General features: G+C 73.7%; 14 protein-coding genes. 7 read left to right on the forward strand and 7 right to left on the reverse strand.

Annotated features, from left to right (window positions below):
* Window positions 1-189: 189 nt before the first annotated feature.
* Window positions 190-2,400 carry a glycoside hydrolase family 6 protein gene (locus tag Q9G87_RS09955; RefSeq protein WP_305915957.1) on the forward strand — a complete coding sequence of 737 codons (2,211 nt, stop codon included), beginning with the start codon at window positions 190-192 and terminating at the stop codon, window positions 2,398-2,400.
* Here Q9G87_RS09955 and Q9G87_RS09960 read toward each other — a convergent pair.
* From Q9G87_RS09960 to Q9G87_RS09970, 3 genes are all read right to left on the reverse strand, one after another.
* Window positions 2,312-2,977, reverse strand: coding sequence for a rhodanese-like domain-containing protein (locus Q9G87_RS09960; protein WP_305915958.1), 666 nt, complete (start codon window positions 2,975-2,977; stop codon window positions 2,312-2,314). The two genes, Q9G87_RS09955 and Q9G87_RS09960, sit on opposite strands and share 89 nt — an antisense overlap.
* 36 nt (window positions 2,978-3,013) lie before the next feature.
* A complete protein-coding gene (locus tag Q9G87_RS09965) occupies window positions 3,014-4,318 on the reverse strand; it encodes a rhodanese-like domain-containing protein (protein ID WP_305915959.1) in 1,305 nt (434 codons plus the stop codon).
* A 63-nt stretch (window positions 4,319-4,381) separates the two neighbouring features.
* Window positions 4,382-4,651, reverse strand: a complete 270-nt coding sequence (locus Q9G87_RS09970; RefSeq protein WP_305915960.1) for a metal-sensitive transcriptional regulator — start codon at window positions 4,649-4,651, stop codon at window positions 4,382-4,384.
* Window positions 4,652-4,822: 171 nt separating this feature from the next.
* Here Q9G87_RS09970 and Q9G87_RS09975 point away from each other — a divergent pair, with 171 nt between their 5' ends.
* The 6 genes from Q9G87_RS09975 to Q9G87_RS10000 are packed head-to-tail and all read left to right on the forward strand — an operon-like array spanning window position 4,823 to window position 12,357.
* Window positions 4,823-6,268 (forward strand): ABC transporter substrate-binding protein, encoded by a 1,446-nt coding sequence (locus tag Q9G87_RS09975; protein ID WP_305915961.1) that lies wholly within the window; start codon window positions 4,823-4,825, stop codon window positions 6,266-6,268.
* A gap of 29 nt (window positions 6,269-6,297) precedes the next feature.
* Window positions 6,298-8,013 (forward strand): ABC transporter permease subunit, encoded by a 1,716-nt coding sequence (locus Q9G87_RS09980; RefSeq protein ID WP_305915962.1) that lies wholly within the window; start codon window positions 6,298-6,300, stop codon window positions 8,011-8,013.
* Window positions 8,010-9,062, forward strand: a complete 1,053-nt coding sequence (locus tag Q9G87_RS09985) for an ABC transporter ATP-binding protein (RefSeq protein ID WP_305915963.1) — start codon at window positions 8,010-8,012, stop codon at window positions 9,060-9,062. The genes Q9G87_RS09980 and Q9G87_RS09985 overlap by 4 nt, the downstream gene beginning before the upstream one ends.
* 31 nt (window positions 9,063-9,093) lie before the next feature.
* Window positions 9,094-9,879 carry an ATP-binding cassette domain-containing protein gene (locus Q9G87_RS09990; protein ID WP_305915964.1) on the forward strand — a complete coding sequence of 262 codons (786 nt, stop codon included), beginning with the start codon at window positions 9,094-9,096 and terminating at the stop codon, window positions 9,877-9,879.
* A 43-nt stretch (window positions 9,880-9,922) separates the two neighbouring features.
* Window positions 9,923-10,522 (forward strand): TetR/AcrR family transcriptional regulator, encoded by a 600-nt coding sequence (locus Q9G87_RS09995; RefSeq protein WP_305915965.1) that lies wholly within the window; start codon window positions 9,923-9,925, stop codon window positions 10,520-10,522.
* Window positions 10,519-12,357, forward strand: coding sequence for an alpha/beta fold hydrolase (locus Q9G87_RS10000; RefSeq protein WP_305915966.1), 1,839 nt, complete (start codon window positions 10,519-10,521; stop codon window positions 12,355-12,357). Before Q9G87_RS09995 ends, Q9G87_RS10000 begins: the two co-directional genes overlap by 4 nt.
* On the opposite strand, the gene Q9G87_RS10005 is transcribed toward Q9G87_RS10000, so the two are convergent.
* The 4 genes from Q9G87_RS10005 to Q9G87_RS10020 are packed head-to-tail and all read right to left on the reverse strand — an operon-like array spanning window position 12,311 to window position 17,069.
* A complete protein-coding gene (locus tag Q9G87_RS10005) occupies window positions 12,311-13,024 on the reverse strand; it encodes an SRPBCC family protein (RefSeq protein WP_305915967.1) in 714 nt (237 codons plus the stop codon). The genes Q9G87_RS10000 and Q9G87_RS10005 overlap by 47 nt on opposite strands.
* The gene (locus Q9G87_RS10010; RefSeq protein ID WP_305915968.1) at window positions 13,024-13,821 is read right to left on the reverse strand and encodes an SDR family oxidoreductase; all 798 of its coding nucleotides are present in this window, start codon (window positions 13,819-13,821) and stop codon (window positions 13,024-13,026) included. The genes Q9G87_RS10005 and Q9G87_RS10010 overlap by 1 nt, the downstream gene beginning before the upstream one ends.
* A 58-nt stretch (window positions 13,822-13,879) precedes the next feature.
* Window positions 13,880-15,517 carry an amidase gene (locus Q9G87_RS10015; RefSeq protein WP_305915969.1) on the reverse strand — a complete coding sequence of 546 codons (1,638 nt, stop codon included), beginning with the start codon at window positions 15,515-15,517 and terminating at the stop codon, window positions 13,880-13,882.
* On the reverse strand, window positions 15,507-17,069 hold the full coding sequence (locus tag Q9G87_RS10020) for a class I adenylate-forming enzyme family protein (RefSeq protein WP_305915970.1): 1,563 nt from the start codon (window positions 17,067-17,069) through the stop codon (window positions 15,507-15,509). The genes Q9G87_RS10015 and Q9G87_RS10020 overlap by 11 nt, the downstream gene beginning before the upstream one ends.
* Window positions 17,070-17,167 lie beyond the last annotated feature (98 nt).

Raw genomic sequence — 17,167 nt, forward strand, 5'->3', positions numbered from 1 at the left:
CAGGGGTGGTGGAGGTCGCTTTACCGATACATGGATCGGTAAAGCGAGGCAACTTTATCGATACAGGCACGACTGTCAAGGGCTGAACCCGGAGGCTGCCGGATCCGTACCTCCTGTCGACTGTCTGGAGGAGAGAGTCCTGTTGCGTTCTGGTCTCAGGAGGACCCTCGGGTCCTGGATGGGCGGGCGATGGCACACGGCACCAAGCACGGCGAGGCGGTGGGTGGGCGAACCGGCGGTGACCCCCTGCAGGTGGGCGGCCATCGCGTGATCCGCCGGCTCGGCGCGGGCGGGATGGGCGTCGTCTACCTGGCGGAGAGCCCTTCGCGGCGACTGGTGGCGATCAAGATCATCCACCGGCATCTCGCCGGCGACCCGGAGTTCCGCCGGCGCTTCCGCCGCGAGGTCGCGACCACGCAGCGGGTCGCCCGCTTCTCCACGGCGCCCGTGCTCGAGGCCGATCTGGACGGCGACCTCGCGTACGTCGTCACCGAATACGTGCCGGGGCCGACGCTGTTCCGCGCGGTCAAGGAGCGGGGCCCGATGTCGGGCTCGGAGCTCGAAGGGCTCGCCATGAGCACGGCGGTCGCCCTGTGGGCCATCCACGCGGCCGGCGTCGTCCACCGGGATCTCAAACCGTCGAACGTGCTGCTGTCGCCCGTGGGCCCGAAGGTCATCGACTTCGGTCTCGCCTTCGCGGCCGACTCCACCACCCTGTCGTTCACCAGAATGGGCACGCCGGCGTACATGTCTCCGGAGCAGGTGCGCGGGCTGCCGCTCTCGCCGGCCTCCGACGTCTTCGCCTGGGCCGGCGTCGTGGTCTTCGCGGCCGGTGGGCAGCCGCCGTTCGGCAGAGGAGCGGGGCACGAGGTGCTCTACCGCGTGGTTCACGACGACCCCGTTCTTCCCGCGTTGGACGGCGTGCTGGGGGAGCTGGTGTCGCGGGCGCTGAGCAAGAACCCGGCGGCGCGGCCGTCGGCAGCGGAGCTCGTGGACCTGCTCGCCGGGGGCACCGGTCTCCGGCTCCCGCCGACCATCTCGGGGGCCCGCCGGGAGCCCGAGCCCCAGCCGGCCGACCCCGGGGCCTGCCAGGAGCCCGAAGCCCCGCCGGCCGACCCGGAGCCACACGCGATCACCAGGCCGGGCAAGGGGCGCAGACGCCGGCGGGCCCCGTACCGGCGTTGGGCGTGGGGCGGTGCGGCGTTGGCCGCGCTCGCCCTGGTGACGGCAGGCGCCGTCTTCGTCTCTCAGGCGGCCGCCAACCGCAACCCCCTGCCTGCCGAACTGGCCCTTCATGAACCGTCCGCGCAGGACGCCGGCACGCGCTGGCGGAAACTCCCCGGGGAGAACCCGCTCCACGCTGACGGGGTGCGGTTCCACGTGCAGCCGGACAACGACGCGGCGCGGCAGGCACGGACCTGGTCGACGCAGGGCAGGACGGCCGACGCCGCCCTCATGCGGGCCCTGTCGGAGGTCCCCGCGGCCATGTGGCTCGCCGGAGGCTCGCCCGCCGACATCTCCCGTACGGTCCGTGACGCGGTCGCCGAGGCGGACCGGCAGCGGACCGTCCCCGCGTTCGTCACCGACCACATCCCCGGACGTGATTGCTGGAACGGCGGCGCCCCGAACGCCGAGAGCTACCGGGCGTGGATCGACGCGGTGGCCGAGGGCATCGGGAGCCGGCCCGCGGTCGTCGCCCTGGAGCCCAGCGGCCTGGCACGGATGCCCGGCAGCCCGGAGTGCCCACAGGGTGGGCAGGCCGCCGCCGCCCAGCGGTACGCCGATCTCACGTACGCCGTGGAGACCCTCACCGGCCTGGCCCGCACCGCCGTGTACCTCGACGGCGGGCTGGCGGGGTGGCCCGCTTTCACCCAGGTCGCCGACCGGCTGGTCAACGCGGGGGTGGTCGACGCCGACGGCTTCTACGTCAACATGGTCGGCTACCGCACGACCGAGCTGTCGCTCGCGTACGCCGCCAAGCTGTCCAGATGTGTCTACCTGAGAGTCGCGTCGAGGACGGCGTCGTGCGCCGACGCGGCTCTGGCCGCCGTGCCCGACGCCGCGCCCGGCCTGCCCCACTTCGTCGTCGACACCAGCCGCAACGGGGCGGGGGAGTGGGAGCCGCCCGCCGGGCGGTTCCCCGTGCCGGACGAATGGTGCAATCCACCGGGCCGAGGTGCGGGTGCGCGGCCGACCGCCGACACGGGGAGCCCGCTGGCCGACGCGTTGTTGTGGCTCAACAGCCCGGGGTTCTCCAACGGCCAGTGCACCAGGGGCACCTCGGGACCGGCCGACCCTCTGTATGGCATCGTCACCCCGGCCGCCGGTCAGTGGTGGCCTGACCAGGCCCTCGAACGGGCGAAGAATGCGGTCCCGCCGCTGCCGCCCGCGGCGCGGTAGCCGCCCGGCGCAGGGCGGCGATCGCGGCCTCGACGTCGACGCCGCCCGCCCGGTTGTAGGGCAGCTTGGACAGCAGCGTGCCCATGAGGCAGCTGTCGGTGAGCGCGGCGAGCGTCAGGCCGCCGCCGATGACCCCGGCGGCGATCGTCGCCGCGGGCAGCCACGGGCTCGCCACGACCGAGACGAGCACGATCGTGCCGGCGACCAGACGGACCTGCCGCTCCAGAGCCCACCGCGGGCGCCCGCGGGTGACCGGGGCTCCCGAGGCGATCCAGGCGTTCATGCCGCCCTCCAGGACCGCGACATCGGTGGACCCGGCTCCGGCGAGCGCCTGCCGGGCGCGTTCCGCGCGGTTGCCGGACTGGCAGATGAGCACCATGGGGCCGCCGGCGTTCGCGACGATGCGCCGCAGGTGTGCGTCGTCGATCTGCTCGAGCGGCAGGTTGACGGCCCCGTCGAGGTGCGCTGACCGGAACTCCGCCGGGGTACGCACATCGACGAGCAGCACGCCGGGGTCGGCCGCGATCAGCGAGCGGGCGGAGACGGCGTCGATGCGGGCGGCGTTGAAACGGGACAAGGAAGGTTCTCCTCAGAGCTCTGCGGATGTCGGGAGTCAGGCGGCGGCGAGGTCGGGCACGCCGGCGCCGGTGAGGGCCGCCGCGCGGTATCCCAGGCGGGCCAGGTGCCCGGCGGCGATGGCCGAGCGGCGGCCGCTGCCGCAGGCGACCAGGACCGGCCGCGCCGGGTCGAGCTCCGCGGGAACGCCGAGGGTGAACAGGTCGGGCAGGAAGCGTTCGACCGCCCCCTCGACCCGGGCCGCCGCCCACTCGCTCGGCATGCGCACGTCCAGCAGCTGCGCCCCGGGCCGGGCGAGCCGCTCGGCGAACGCCTTCAGCTCCAGCAGCTCGTACGTCTGCGTGGCGGCCTCGCCCAGCTCCCGGACGACGCCCTGGACGGTGTCGATGCCGATCCTGGCCAGCTGGGTGACGGCCTCGGCGACGTCCTGGCCGGGCTCGGCGACGAGGGTGATGGGCTCCTCGTACGGCAGCAGCCAGCCCGCCCACGCCCCGAAGTCGTCGTCCAGCTCGATGCCGAGCGAGCCGGGCAGCATCCCGCGCGCCTGGACCTGACGGGGCCGGATGTCCACCACGTGCGAGCCGGCGGGCACGGCGTGGAGCTCGGGGACCCCGACCGGAGGCATGGGCGCCCCGCCGAGGGTGTTGGCCGGGCCCATGCGCCGGTAGTAGGCCGGGATCGGCAGGGGATCGGCGAGCAGCCGGTCGGCGAACTCGCCGGCGTCGTCGATGGCCAGCAACGGGTTGTCCGTCAGCTCCGCGCCGATGCTGGAGGTGAGCCGGCCCGCGCCCGTGGCCGTGCAGAACGAGCCCTCGCCATGCGTGGGGTACAGGCCGACGCTGGGTGGCAGCGCGGCCAGCCGGCGCAGCGAGAGGTGCTGGAGCCGGGCCAGCGTCGGGGCGCGTTCGGGGCCGAGCAGGTCGGTGCGGCCGGCCGAGGCCACCAGCAGGCTGCCGCCGGAGAACACCGCGACCGGCTCGCCGTCGATGAGCACGAGGTAGCTGGTGTGCTCGGGGGTGTGGCCGGGCGTGTGGATCGGCCGGATGGTGAGCCCGCCGCCCTCGATGTCCTCCAGATGGAAAGCGGGCGTGTGCCGGTACGCGGCCGCTGCGGCGGCCGGCAGCACCAGCTCCGCGCCGGTCCGCAGCGCGGCCTGCGCGGCGCCGGAGACGTAGTCGTTGTGCAGGTGCGTCTCCAGCACGAACCGCAGCTCAACGTCGGCCGCGGCCGCAAGGAATCGGTCGATGTCCCGCTGTGGATCGACGAGGACACCCTTGCCCTCGTGCGTCAGCAGATAGGTCTGGTCGCCCAAGCCAGGGGTGCGAAAAGGTATGACGTCCATAAAATACCCCCAGGGGTATGTCGATCGTACAAAAATGCGGCCGCGGAGTCCGCGGCCGCTGGATCAGGCGAGGGCCAGGAAGAGCTTTTCCAGCTCGGCCACGCTCATCGGCGGCTGCTCGCCGCGGTCCTGCGCGTCCTGGCAGTGCCGCAGCCCCGTGGCCACGATCTTGAATCCGGCGCGGTCCAGCGCCTTGGAGACCGCCGCCAGCTGGGTCAGCACCTTCGTGCAGTCCTCGCCGGCCTCGATCATCGCGATCACCCCGGCCAGCTGGCCGTGCGCCCGCTTCAACCGGGTCAGCGCGTCGCCCACCATGCCCTCGGTCAGTTCCATGCCCTCGACTATACCCCGAGGGGTATCCATGCTCACAAATGGGGCGAGATCCGACTATGGAAACGGTTTTCATGTGCTAATCTCGCGATCGCCCCAATCCCCCTGAACTAGGGACATTCAGTGCGTTACCCCAGCTTTTCGCGTGCCCTGGCGGCAGCTTGTGTCCTTTCCGTGGCCGCATGTTCGGTGCCGGCAGGCGGGCAGAGCACGGACTCCGCCTCGACCGGCGGCCGGATCAAGCTGGCGATGCTCCAGCCCCCGCGTACGGGCCTGTCGCCGTTCAGCGACGACGCCTTCAAGCTGTCGCGCTGGTCCACCGCCGAGACCCTGATCAACCTGGACGAGATCGGTGACGCGCGACCGGGGCTCGCCACCGCGTGGGCGCGGACCTCCGCACGGACCTGGGAGTTCACCGTCCGCCCCGGCGTGACGTTCCACGACGGCACCCGGCTGACCGCCCAGGTGGCCGTCAACGTGCTGACCCGCGCCACCAAGGCCACCCCCAAACCCCGCATCCTCGACGGCGTCGAGCTGACCGCCAAGGCGGAGGGCGACAAGGTGGTGGTGACCACGGGCGAGCCGGACCCGCTCGTACCGCAGCGTCTGTCCTCGCCGCAGCTGTCGATCCTCGCGGAGAGCGCCTACGGCCCGGACGGCACGGTGAACCCGGTCGGCACCGGCAGCGGCCCCTTCAAGCTCACCAAGGTCAACGGCACCACGACCGCGACCCTCGATCGTTACAACGGCTACTGGGGTGAGAAGGCCAAGGCCACCGGCATCGACGTCGCCTTCGTGCCGGACGGCACCGCCCGCGCCGCCGCCATCCGCAGCGGCCAGGCGCACATCGCCGAGGCGGTGCCGGTCTCACAAGCCGCGCTGCTGCAGAAGGAGACGGTCAGCGAGGTGCCGATGCCGCGCACCAACACCCTCTACCTGAACACCAAGACGGGTCCCTTCAAGGACCCAGGGGTACGCGCCGCCGCACGCACGGCCATCAACCCCGCCCAACTGGTCACGGGCGTGTACGAGGGCCGCGCCGACCTCGCCCGCGGCCTCCTGGGACCCGCGCTGCCGTGGGCCGCCGAGGGCCGCCGCCCCGTGACCGGGCGCGCGGCGCCCACGGACGCCAAGGGCGTGTCGATCACCCTGGCCACCTACTCCGACCGGCCGGAGCTGCCGGAGGTCGCCTCGGTGCTGCAACAACACCTCCAGGCCGCCGGGTTCACCGTCAAGCTCGTGGTCCGCGAGTACGCGCACATCGAGGAGGACGCGCTGGCCGGCGCGTTCGACGCGTTCATCCTCTCTCGCGCGACCGTGCTGGACTCGGGCGACCCGGTGGCGTACCTGCAGGCCGACTTCACCTGCGAAGGCTCCTTCAACCTGGCCAAGTTGTGCGACGAGGACGTCGACCAGGCCGTGAAGAAGGCCGCGGCGACGGAGGCCGGCCCCCCGAGGCGCGCGGCGATCCTGGAGGCCGAGGCGGCGATCCTGCGAACCGACGCCGCGATCCCGATGCTGCACGAGCGCGTCATCCAGGGCGACGCCACCACGGTGGCGGACTCGGCGAAGGACCCGCGCGAGCGCGCCCTGATCACCACCGACACGCGGCTGAAATGACGGTCCCGGGAAGGGGGGATCGCGCCGGCGTGCCGGCCTCGCGCGCCGTCGCCCTCGTCGCGATCATCGTCGCGGTCGGGCTGCTGCCCTGGTTGTCCGGCCGCGACGCGGCGCTGTCGCTGCTGCGCGCCCGGTCGGGCGAGCAGGAGCCGACGCCGGAGACCCTGGAGGCCATCCGGCGCGACCTGGGCCTGGACGGCGGTCCCGTACCGGTGCTCGGCGACTGGCTGGCAGGCGTGCTGCGCGGCGATTTCGGCCGCTCCTGGGTGAACGGCGCTCCGGTGCTGCCGTCGGTGATGTCGGGGCTCGGCGTCTCGCTGACGCTGATGGGCGCGGCGCTGGTCGTGACGCTGGTCCTGGCCTGCGCGTTGTGCGCGCCGACACTGGTGCGCGGCGCGCGGGGCACCCTGCGCGGCGCCCGTGGCACGGGGTCCGCGGCGGCCGTGCTCGCCGCGCTGCCCGAGTTCCTCGTCGCGACGTTGCTGCTGATCACGCTGTCGGTGTGGCTGGGCTGGCTGCCGCCGTACGGCTGGCACAACCCGCAAGATATGGTGCTGCCCGCGCTCGCGCTGGGCATCCCGGCCGGCGGGGTGCTGGGGCGGCTGGTGGACGACGCGCTGCCGGCCGTGTTCGCCGAGCCGTGGGTCGGATTGTGGCGCTCGGCCGGCTGCGGTCCCGGCGTGCTCGCGCGGGCGGTGCTGCGGCGTGCACTGCCGGCTCTCGTGCCGCAGTTCGGGCTGGTCGCCGTGGGGCTGACGGGTGGTGCGGTGGCCGTCGAGACGGTGTTCGCGGTGCCCGGCATCGGCCGTACCGCGCTGGGCGCGGCGGAGTCGCAGGACCTGCCGCTGCTGCAGGCCGCGGTGCTCGCCCTCGTCCTGCTCGGTGTGCTCGCCGGAATCCTGTCGGGCGCCGCACGGCGCTGGATGCTCGGCCCCGGGCTGCGTGACGCCGCCCTGTCACTGCCCGCGCCGGTGACGGGTGACGGCCGGGCGCGCCGCCTGATCCCGGCCGCCTGCGCCGCGGTGCTGGCGGCCGCCATCGGCTGGGGTCTGCTCCTCGATCCGCTGGCCGTGGACCTGGCCGCCAGGCTCGCCGGGCCGAGCTGGGACCATCCGCTGGGCACCGACGCGCTCGGCCGGGACGTGCTGGCCAGGGCCGGTCACGGGGCGGCGGCCACGGTCGGGGTGGCGGCGCTGGTCTGCGCCGCCTCCTACGTCGTCTCCCTTGCCCTCGGCTTCCTCCCGGGCATCGCCTCCGGGGCCGCCGACATCGGCAACGCCGTGCCGCCGGCGATCGCCGGAATCCTGGCCGCGGCGTTGCTGGGTCCCAGCACGCTCGGCGCGTCCGTCGCGGTCGCCCTGGTGTCCTGGCCCATGCTCGCCGCCCACGCGGCCGCGCTGGTCTCCGAGACCCGCGCCGCTGCCCACCTGGTGGCCCAGCGCGCCATCGGCTCGCCACCCTCCTGGATCCTGACCCGTCACGTCCTGCCCGCCGTCGCCGGTCCGCTCGCCCGGCACGCGGTGCTGCGCCTGCCCAGCATCGCCCTGGCCATGGCCTCCCTCGGCTTCCTGGGCCTGGGGGCTCAGCCGCCCGCTCCCGAGTGGGGGCTGACGCTGGCCGAGTCGCTCCCGTACGTCGAACGCGGGCCGTGGGCGTCGCTGGTCCCGGCGGGGATGCTCCTGCTCCTGGCCGCTCTCGCGGTCTCGTTGTCCACCCTCGCCGGTACGCGGGGACGGCCGGTATGACGGGCATGGTGCCGGACTCGGGCACGTCAGACATGGTGCCGGACTCGGGCACGTCAGACATCGAACCGCTGCTGCGCGTGCGCGACCTGCGCATCGCCGGTCCGGACGCCGAACTTGTCCGCGGCCTGTCCTTCGAGGTGGACCACGGCGAGACGGTAGCCGTCGTCGGCGAGTCCGGCGCGGGCAAGTCGCTCACCGCGCGCGCCGTGCTCGGGCTGCTGCCACCCGGCCTGCGCGTCTCCGGCAGCGTACGCCTGGACGAGCGGGAACTGCGTGGAGCGCCGGAGCGCCGCTACCGGCAGGTTCGAGGCCGACGCGTGGCCTTCGTGCCGCAGGACGCGCTGTCGGTGCTCAGCCCCGTGCACACCGTCGGCGACCAGCTCGCCCTCGCCGCGAGATCGGTGCGCCGGCTGAGCCGCAGAGCCGCGGCGGAACGGGCGGTGGCCGCGCTGGAGCGGGCCGGCATCCCCGACGCGGCCCGGCGGGCGCGTGCCTACCCGCACGAGTTCTCCGGCGGGATGCGGCAGCGGGTGGTGATCGCCATGGCCACCGTCAACGAACCCGCCCTCATCGTCGCCGACGAGCCGACCACGGCGCTGGATCCGGTGGTCCAGGACCGCATCCTGCGCATGCTGGGAGAGCCGCGCGAGGGCACGCGGCCGGGGCTGCTGCTGGTCACGCACGATCTGGCGGTGGCCGCCGCGCACGCGGACCGGGTGCTGGTCATGTACGCGGGGCGGCTGGTCGAGTCCGGCCCGGTCGGCCCGGTGCTGCGCCGCCCCCGCGCCCCCTACACCGGCGGGCTCCTCGCCTCCCTGCCAGGGCGGGGCGCGACGGGCCGGCGGCTGCCGTCGATCGGCGGCTCCCCACCGCGGCCCGGCGCGCTGCCGCCCGGGTGCGCCTTCGCGCCCCGCTGCCCGGCCGCCGCCGACGAGTGCCGGCAGCGGGAGCCGCAGCCGCACGAAGCCGGCGACGAGCGGCTGGTCGCCTGCCACCGGGTCGGCGACCTGCCGGATCCGGTGACCGAGCTGTTCGAGGAGCCGGCATGACGCCGCAGGCCACGCGATCGGAGGGCCCCGCATGACGCCGCCGCCCCTCTTGGACGTCCGCGACCTCACCGTCCGTTATCCGGCGCGCGGCCGCCGTACGCCGCCGGTCCTCGCGGTGGACCACGTCTCCTTCACCGTGCCGCACGGCGAGACCCTGGCCCTCGTCGGCGGGTCGGGATCGGGCAAGTCGAGCATCGCCGCCGCCGTCCTCATGCTGCGCAGGCCCGAGAGCGGGTCGGTGCGGTTCGACGGTCACGAGCTGACCGGGCTCGACGAGCACGCCCTGCGCCGGCTGCGGCCCGCGCTGCAACCCGTCTTCCAGGATCCCTACGGCTCGCTCAGCCCTCGCCTGCGCGTGCACGACACGATCGCCGAGCCGCTGCGCGTCCAGGGACGCTGGGATCCGCTGACCGGACCGGCCCGCGTCGCGGAGCTGCTCGACCTCGTACGCCTCGACGGCTCGCTCGCCCGCCGTAGACCGCACGAGCTGTCCGGCGGCCAGTGCCAGCGCGTCGGCATCGCCCGAGCCCTCGCCTGCGACCCCAAGCTCCTGGTGCTGGACGAACCCGTGTCCGCGCTCGATCCCTCCGTACGGGCCGGAATCGTCAACCTCCTCACCGACCTGCGGGACGAGCTGGGTCTTGGCCAGCTGTTCATCGCCCATGACCTGGCCCTCGTCCGGCACGTGGCCCGCCACCAGGTCGCGGTGCTGCACCACGGCCGGATCGTCGAAACCGGCCCGGCCGATGGCGTCTGGGACGCGCCCGCCCACCCCTACACCCGCGAGCTCCTCGCTGCCGCCCGCCTCACGCCATGAACGCATGGTTGCATAAATATATAGACCGGTCTATTTTGCTTCCATGGTCACTGACAAGGGAGCGCGGACGACCGCGCGCCTGACGGAGTCGATGCTCGAACTGATCCAGGCCCGCGGCTACAGCGGCACGGGCCTCAACACGGTGGTGGAGCACGCTCAGGCCCCCAAGGGGTCGCTCTACTTCCACTTTCCCGAGGGCAAGGAGGCGTTGGGCGAGAAGGCCGTCGAGCTGGCCGCCGAGCAGTTCCGCAGGCTCGTGACCGAGATGGCGGCAGAGGCCGCGAGCCCAGGGGACGTGCTCCGGCGCGTCGTCGACGTGCTGGCGGGCATCCTCACCGGCAACGACTACCGGCTTGGCTGCCCGGTCTCGGTGGTCACGTTGGAGATGGGGGCGCACAGCGAGCGCCTGCGCACGGCCTGCGCGGCCGCCTTCGAATCGTGGATCGCCCCGATGACCGACCACCTCGCCGGCCGCGGCCACGCGCGTGCGACGGCGCGTGCCATGGCCACCACCGTCGTCAGCACGCTGGAGGGCGCGGTGATCATGTCCAGGGCCCGGCGCGACGTGGAGGCGCTGCGCAACGCCGCTCTGGTTCTCGGCGCACTTCTCGACCAGCCGCCCGCCGAAGAGGAGACCTCGTGAACCGGCATGCGCTCGTGTTCGGGGCCTCCGGGTTCATCGGCCGCCACGTGATCCTCGCGCTGGACCAGGCCGGTGTCCGGGTCACCGCAGCCACGCGGGACAGCGGGTCCTTCGCCAGGCTGAGCGGCTGGCTCGCCGCGCACGGATGCCGAGCCGCCGTGGACGGCGTACGCGTCGACTTCGACGCGCCGGCGTTGATCGACGGTGACGGGGATGACGTCACCGAGATCTACAACTGCGCGGGGGCCTACCGGTTCGGGATGACGGTAGCGGAGGCGCGTCGCGCCAACGTCGACAGCGTCAGGGCGATCGTGTCCTTCGCCGCGCGCTTGCCGCGCCTGCGGCGGCTCGTGCACGTCTCGGGCTACCGCGTGGGAGGCCAGGACCCCGCGACGGTGCCGTGGAGCGACGAGCTCGTCCGGCAGGTCTACCAGCGCGTCGGCGCGTACGAGGGGTCCAAGATGGAGGCGGACGCCGTCCTGCGGGCCCTCGCCGATCAGCTGGGCGTGCCCTGGTCCATCGTCAACCCGTCCAGCGTGATCGGGGTCAGCACGAGCGGAGAGTCCGATCAGCAGCTCGGTCTCGCCGCGACCCTGAAGGACATCTGGCGAGGCTCGGTCGCGGCCCTTCCGGGCGACACGCGGACGTTCGTCCCCGTGATTCCCGTGGACTATCTGGCTCGATTCATGACGCTGCTCCCTGAGGACCCGGCCGCCGCGCGAGCCGCGTTCTGGATCCTGGACGACGACACTCCGCCGCTGCCGGATCTTCTCTCGCTCGTGGGCCGGCACTATCAGGTCAAGGTCCCGCGGTTGAGGGTCCCCGTGCCGGTGATCCGGCGGCTGCCCGCCGCGCTGACCAAAGCGGACCCGGAGACGCTGACCTTCATGTCCTCCGACCGCTATCCCACGGGGCCCGCCCGCGAGTTCGCCGGACGTCACGGACTCGAGCTCCCCGACACCGCCGAGTCGATCCTGCGGTGGGCCGACCACCTGGCCGCCCACCGGTTCGGGGGCGCCTCCGCCGAGGGACCGGCACGGCGGTTCACCCGGCACGCGGGCGTGCGGACGTTCGGAATCGGCGACCCGGGCGCGCCGGTCCTGGTGCTGCCCGGTCTTCCCGTCAACACCGACACCTGGGCGCCGGTCGCCGCCGCGCTCGGCCACGCGCGCGTGGTGGACCTTCCCGGCCTCGGCCTCAGCGCAGGCCGTCCCCGGGACCTGCCCGCGTGGCTGGCCGCGCTGGTCGAGGAGACCGGCCCTGCGCACCTGATCGGCCACTCCCTCGGGGCCGCCGCGGCGGTCGAGGCCGGACTGGCGCGCCCGGATCGCGTCGAGCAGCTCACTCTGGTGTCGCCCTTCTTCCTGCAGGCCGGCGCCCCGTTCGCCACGCGCCTGGCCCCGCTCACCCGTCTTTACCTCCGCCGGGCACGTCCCGGCGCCCTGTCACGGCTGCTCACCGGGGACACGTCCCATGCGGACCAGCTCGCGTCCAGCGCCGAGGACCTGCGCCGGGGCCGCGTAGCCGCCCACGTGGCGCAGCTCCTGTCCGCCGCCGGCCGCGAACGATGGCGGCGGGACCTCCGAGCCAAGCTCGGGCGTTACCCGGGCCGCGTGCACGTGATCGTGGGATCCGAGGACCCGCTGACCGGCGAAGGGCGGGCGCTGGTGGACACGCTCGGCCCGCGGGCGAGCGTGTCCACGATCGCCGGGGCGGGCCACCACCCGCAGCTCACCGACGGCGAGGAACTGGCCCGGACGATCCGGGAGCACGCCCTCGGGCCTCACATCAGCGCCGACGGCGGCGGGAGCGGGTGGCGAGCGCTCCCGCGATGACCCCGGCGGCGAAGGCCGCGAGCACCGGCGCGGCGCGCCGCAGCAGCGGGAGTGCGACGAGCCGCAGACCGTCCAGCGCGGGGGTCTCCGGCTCGGAGGTCGACGCCGTCGCGGGATCGGCCGATCCCCGGACGCCGGACGGGGACGTCGCGCGGTCGGACCCGGACGATGGCGCCGGTGCCGGCTGGGTGGATCCTCTGGTGTCTGCCGGTGGAGCGGGTTCGGGGTGGGTGAGCAGGGTCTCGAGGTTCGTGGCGAATTCGTCGATCAGCCGTCGGGACACGTCCGCGATGACGCCGCGGCCGAACTGGGCGACCCTGCCGCGGATCATCAGGTCGGTGTCGAGGGAGACCTTCGTCCCGGCCGGGTCCGGCGCCAGCTCCGCCACGACGTGGGCGTCGGCGTTGCCGTTGCCGTTCTGCTCCGCGCCTGAGGCCCTGAGGACCACGCGGCGGCTCGCCTCGTCCGCCTCCAGGAAGCGCACCTTCCCCCGGTACGCCACGCCGAGCGGGCCCACCTTGACCTTGACCTCTCCCTCGTACGCGTCGTCGGCGCGACCGAGCAGCCGGCTGCCCGGCATGCATCCGGCGATCCGTTCGACGTCGAGGAAGAGGTCGAAGACGCGGGCGGGCTCCTCGGCGAGGGTGAATGTGTGGCGCAGTCGCATCAGGTGTCCATGATGCTCTTGCGCTGGGCGCCGTCGAGCGGCAGATGGGCGCCGTTGACGAAACTCGCCCGCGGCGAGGCGAGGAAGGCGACGACGGAGGCGACCTCCTCCGGCTCGCAGATGCGGCCGAGCGGGATCGAGGCGACCGCCAGTTCGTGCGCGCGGTCCTGGCTCACTCCCTTGTCCCGGGCGAACGCCTTCTCCAGCGTGTCCCAGCGGTCGGTGTTGACCGGGCCGGGGTTGACGGTGTTGATGCGCACGCCGTACCGGCCGTACTGCTCGGCGACCGACGAGGCGAAGTTGATGTCGGCGGCGTTGGCGACGCCTGCCGTCATCTCCCAGTAGCTGGGCTTGAGCCCGTCGTTGCCGACGACGAGCACGATGGATCCGCTGCCCCGCTCGCGCATGTGGGGGATGACCGCTCGGACCGTCCGCACGTACCCCATGAATTTGAGGTTGAGGCTGCTCATCCACTGTTCCTCGGTGAGGTCCTCGAGGAGGCCGCCGGGCGAGCTGCCGGCGCAGGTGACCAGGACGTCGATCCGGCCGAACCGCTCCAGGGTCTCCTCGACGCAGCGTCGCACGTCCTCGGTCACGCTCATGTCGCCGGCCAGCGGCAGGACGGTGCGCCCGCTGGCCTCGGAGATCTTCTTGGCCGTCCTCTCCAGTTCGTCGGCCGTGCGGGCCGTGATGACCACGTCACATCCTTCGCCGGCGAGCTGTTCGGCCACCGCCCGGCCGATCCCCTTGCTCGCCCCGGTGATGAAGGCGACCTGCCCCTCGAGCTTGAGGTCCACGAACGTCTCCTTTAGGTCGACTGTTGATATTTGATATACCATCCATCAACCTGAGACGCTAGACCCGTGATGACGCGATGACAGTGCCTACGGCGCACAGGAGCGCCTCGGCCCGTGGGGGGCCGATGAGCTGCGCGCCGACGGGTCGTCCGGTCGCGTCTGTCCCTGCCGGCACGGACAGCGCCGGCAGGCCGGTCACCGAGGCGAGCGCGGTGAGCCGCGCGTAGGCGGCGCCCGTGGCCTCCGGGCGGCCGGCGATCTCGATCGTGTCCGCTCCGGTAGGGGCCGCGGTGACCGGCACGGTGGGCAGGAGCAGCAGGTCCGCGCCGGTGGTCCGCAGGCCCGCGGCGATGAGGTCGCGCAGGTGGGCGGCCACGCGGCGGGCCCGTACATAGTCCACCGCCCTGATCTCGGCTCCGGTCCGGAGAGTCGCGCGGAGCTCCGCCGACGCCGCGCCCGGCGCGTCGGCCCACAGGTCGGCGGATTCGGCGAGCATCACCACCAGCGTCACCGCCGGCGCTGCCGCGATGACGCCGGGCAGATCCAGCTCGACGACGTCGGCGCCGGCGGCGAGGAGCGCGTCGCGGGCGGCGGCCATGCGCTCCGCGATCCCCTCCCCGACCCTGCCGCGCCACAGCCCGTCGGGCATCGCGACCCGGCGACCGTGCAGGGCGGGGCGTCCGTGGGCGGGTGCTCCGGTGCGCTCTCCTGGCGGCGCGGGCGATCCGGCGGAGAACGCTGCCGGCCAGGGCGATCCGGTGAGTGTCGCGAACACGGCGGCGCAGTCGGCCGCAGACCGGGCGATCGGTCCCACCGTGTCCTGGGTGGGGGCGAGCGGGGTGATGCCTGCCATCGGGATGGTTCCCCAGGTCGGCCGCAACCCGGCGACCCCGCACAGCGCTGCGGGGTTGCGGATCGAGCCGCCGGTGTCCGTGCCCAGCGCGATCTCGACGATGCCCGCGGCGACCGCCGCCGCCGACCCGCCGCTCGATCCGCCGGCCGACCGCGAGAGGTCCCGGGGATTGCGGCAGCCGGGCGTCGTCATGCCCCATGCGAGTTCGTGCATCCGAGTCTTGCCGATGATGACGGCTCCGGCCTCCTCCAGGAGACGTACGACGGTGGCGTCCCGTACGGGCACCCGATGTCCCAGGCCGGGGGTGCCGTTCCTCGTGGCGACGCCGGCCATGTCGATGTTGTCCTTGACCGCGACCGGCACGCCGTGCAGCGGCCCGCGGGCCAGACCGTCCCGCCGCTCGGCATCCGCCCGGCGCGCGGCGGCGATCGCCCGGTCCGGCAGCAGGGCGACGAACGCGCCGGAAGCGTCCGCTTCTGCGGCGGCCAGGGCCGCCTCCGCGAGCTCCACCGCCGTCGCCGCACCGTGGTGCAACCGCGCGCCGAGAGCGTCGAGCTCACCGGGCCCCCACCGGCCCGCACTGTCGTCCGGCAGGTGACCGACGGCCGGCCATCGGCCCGGACTGTCGTCCGGCAGGTGACCGGCGGTCGGCCATCGGCCGGCGCGGGCCGTCGGCAGATCGCCGGTGGCCATGGTGCTCGGGTCCGGTTCGGCGAGCGGCGCGGTCATGCCGTCCGGCCCATTCTCGGCCAGGGGTACCGACCGCAGCCGGTTGACCGCGCGCTCCAGTGCCGCGGCCCACGGCGACACCGAATCGCGGCCTGACGGCAGGTCAGGTGTCACGGGCGGAGTGCGTCGGCAGCTCGTGGCGGACGATCTTGCCCATGGCGTTGCGCGGCAGCGCATCGATGAAGAGCACCCGCTTGGGACACTTGTAGGGGGCCAGCCGGGCGCGGGCGAAGGCGATGAGGGCGTCCCCCGAGACGGCGGGGGAGTGGCCCGCCGGCACCACCCAGGCGGTCACCTCCTCACCCCATCGCGCCGACGGCAGGCCGGCGACCGCGGCCTCCGCGACGCCCGGATGCTCCTCCAGCACCTGCTCCACTTCGCGGGGGTAGACATTCAGCCCTCCGGTGATGACGAGCTCCTTGGACCTGCCGCTGATCGTCAGATGGCCGGTGGCGGGGTCGACGTGCCCGAGGTCGCCGGTGCGGAACCATCCCCCTGGATGGAACGCGTCGGCGGTCGCCTCCGGACGGTTCCAGTAGCCCGTGAACACCTGAGGGCCGCGCAACACGATCTCCCCTTCCGCCGCGTCCCGGCCCGCGGCGTCACAGATCCGCAGCTCCACGCCCGGCAGCGGCAGCCCGACGGTGCCCGGCAGCCGCGGCCCGCCGAGTGGGTTCGACACGTTGAGGCCGCTCTCGGTCGTTCCGTACCGCTCGAGCGGGACCTGCCCGATCGCGGTGGCCACCCGCCGGGCCAGCTCCGGCGAGAGCGGCGCCGACCCGCAGACCGCCAGGCGCAGCCGCCGCAGGGAAGCAGGCTGTGTGAGCTCCGCGAGCTCGGCCACCCGCTCGTACATCGCGGGTACGGCGAACAAAACGCTGGCCCGCTCCTCGGCGACGGTCTCGACGAGCCGCCGCGGGTCGAAGCGTGAGAGGACCCGGGTGCGGGATCCGGTGAGCAGGGCGGCATGGACGCCGCCGAGCCCGTGCTGATGGGTCAGGGGCAGCGCGTGGACGAGGACGTCGTCAGCGGTCCACCGCCAGGCGGCGAGGGCCGCGCGGATCGACGACAACAGGTTGGCATGGCTCAGCGGCACGCCCTTGGGCGTCCCGGTGGTTCCCGAGGTGTAGGCGAGGAGTGCGGGCGAGTCCGACGGGACCGGCTCGGGATCCCGGGCGAGCCCGCAGGCCAGGACGTCGCCGAAGTCCGTACCGTCGAGTGCCGCCAGCGTGCGCAGCGGATGGCCGATGCGGGCGAGCGCCTCGCGGGACGCCCCGGCGGCGAAGGCCGCCTCTGCCCCCGCGTCCGAGACGAGGTGGCGCAGCTCGCGCTCGGTGAGCGCGGGGCTCGCGAGGACCGCCACACATCCGGCCCGCACCACGCCGGCGTAGGCGGTGACGAGGGCGATACCGTTGGGCGCCGCGATGACGACGCGGGCGCCTGCCGGGAGGCGCCCGCGCAGCCAGCCGGCCACCGCTGCCGCGCGTTCGTCCAGCTCGGCGTGGGTCAGCGCGTCATCATCGACCTGTACGGCGACGGCGTCAGGACGTTGCCGCGCGGTCCGCTGGAACGCCTCGCCCAGCGTGCCCTCCGCGAGTCCCGCGAGCACGCCGGCGACGTCGTCCTCCACGTGCCGCTCCCAAGCCGCCCGTCCCAGGTCATCCATGCGCCGCTCCCAGGGCCTGGCGTCCGAGGTCATCCATGTGCCGCTCCCAGGGCCTGGCGTCCGAGGTCATCCATGTGCCGCTCCCAGGGCCTGGCGTC

Source organism: Nonomuraea turcica (genome assembly GCF_030718205.1).
GTDB lineage: Bacteria > Actinomycetota > Actinomycetes > Streptosporangiales > Streptosporangiaceae > Nonomuraea.

Bases quoted from the DNA above. Each gene is read 5' to 3' on its own strand.
- Q9G87_RS09955 (WP_305915957.1), top strand. From the start codon at position 190: ATGGCACACGGCACCAAGCACGGCGAGGCGGTGGGTGGGCGAACCGGC.
- Q9G87_RS09965 (WP_305915959.1), bottom strand. From the start codon at position 4,318: ATGGACGTCATACCTTTTCGCACCCCTGGCTTGGGCGACCAGACCTAT.
- Q9G87_RS09970 (WP_305915960.1), bottom strand. From the start codon at position 4,651: ATGGAACTGACCGAGGGCATGGTGGGCGACGCGCTGACCCGGTTGAAG.
- Q9G87_RS09985 (WP_305915963.1), top strand. From the start codon at position 8,010: ATGACGGGCATGGTGCCGGACTCGGGCACGTCAGACATGGTGCCGGAC.
- Q9G87_RS09990 (WP_305915964.1), top strand. From the start codon at position 9,094: ATGACGCCGCCGCCCCTCTTGGACGTCCGCGACCTCACCGTCCGTTAT.
- Q9G87_RS09995 (WP_305915965.1), top strand. From the start codon at position 9,923: ATGGTCACTGACAAGGGAGCGCGGACGACCGCGCGCCTGACGGAGTCG.
- Q9G87_RS10005 (WP_305915967.1), bottom strand. From the start codon at position 13,024: ATGCGACTGCGCCACACATTCACCCTCGCCGAGGAGCCCGCCCGCGTC.
- Q9G87_RS10020 (WP_305915970.1), bottom strand. From the start codon at position 17,069: ATGGATGACCTGGGACGGGCGGCTTGGGAGCGGCACGTGGAGGACGAC.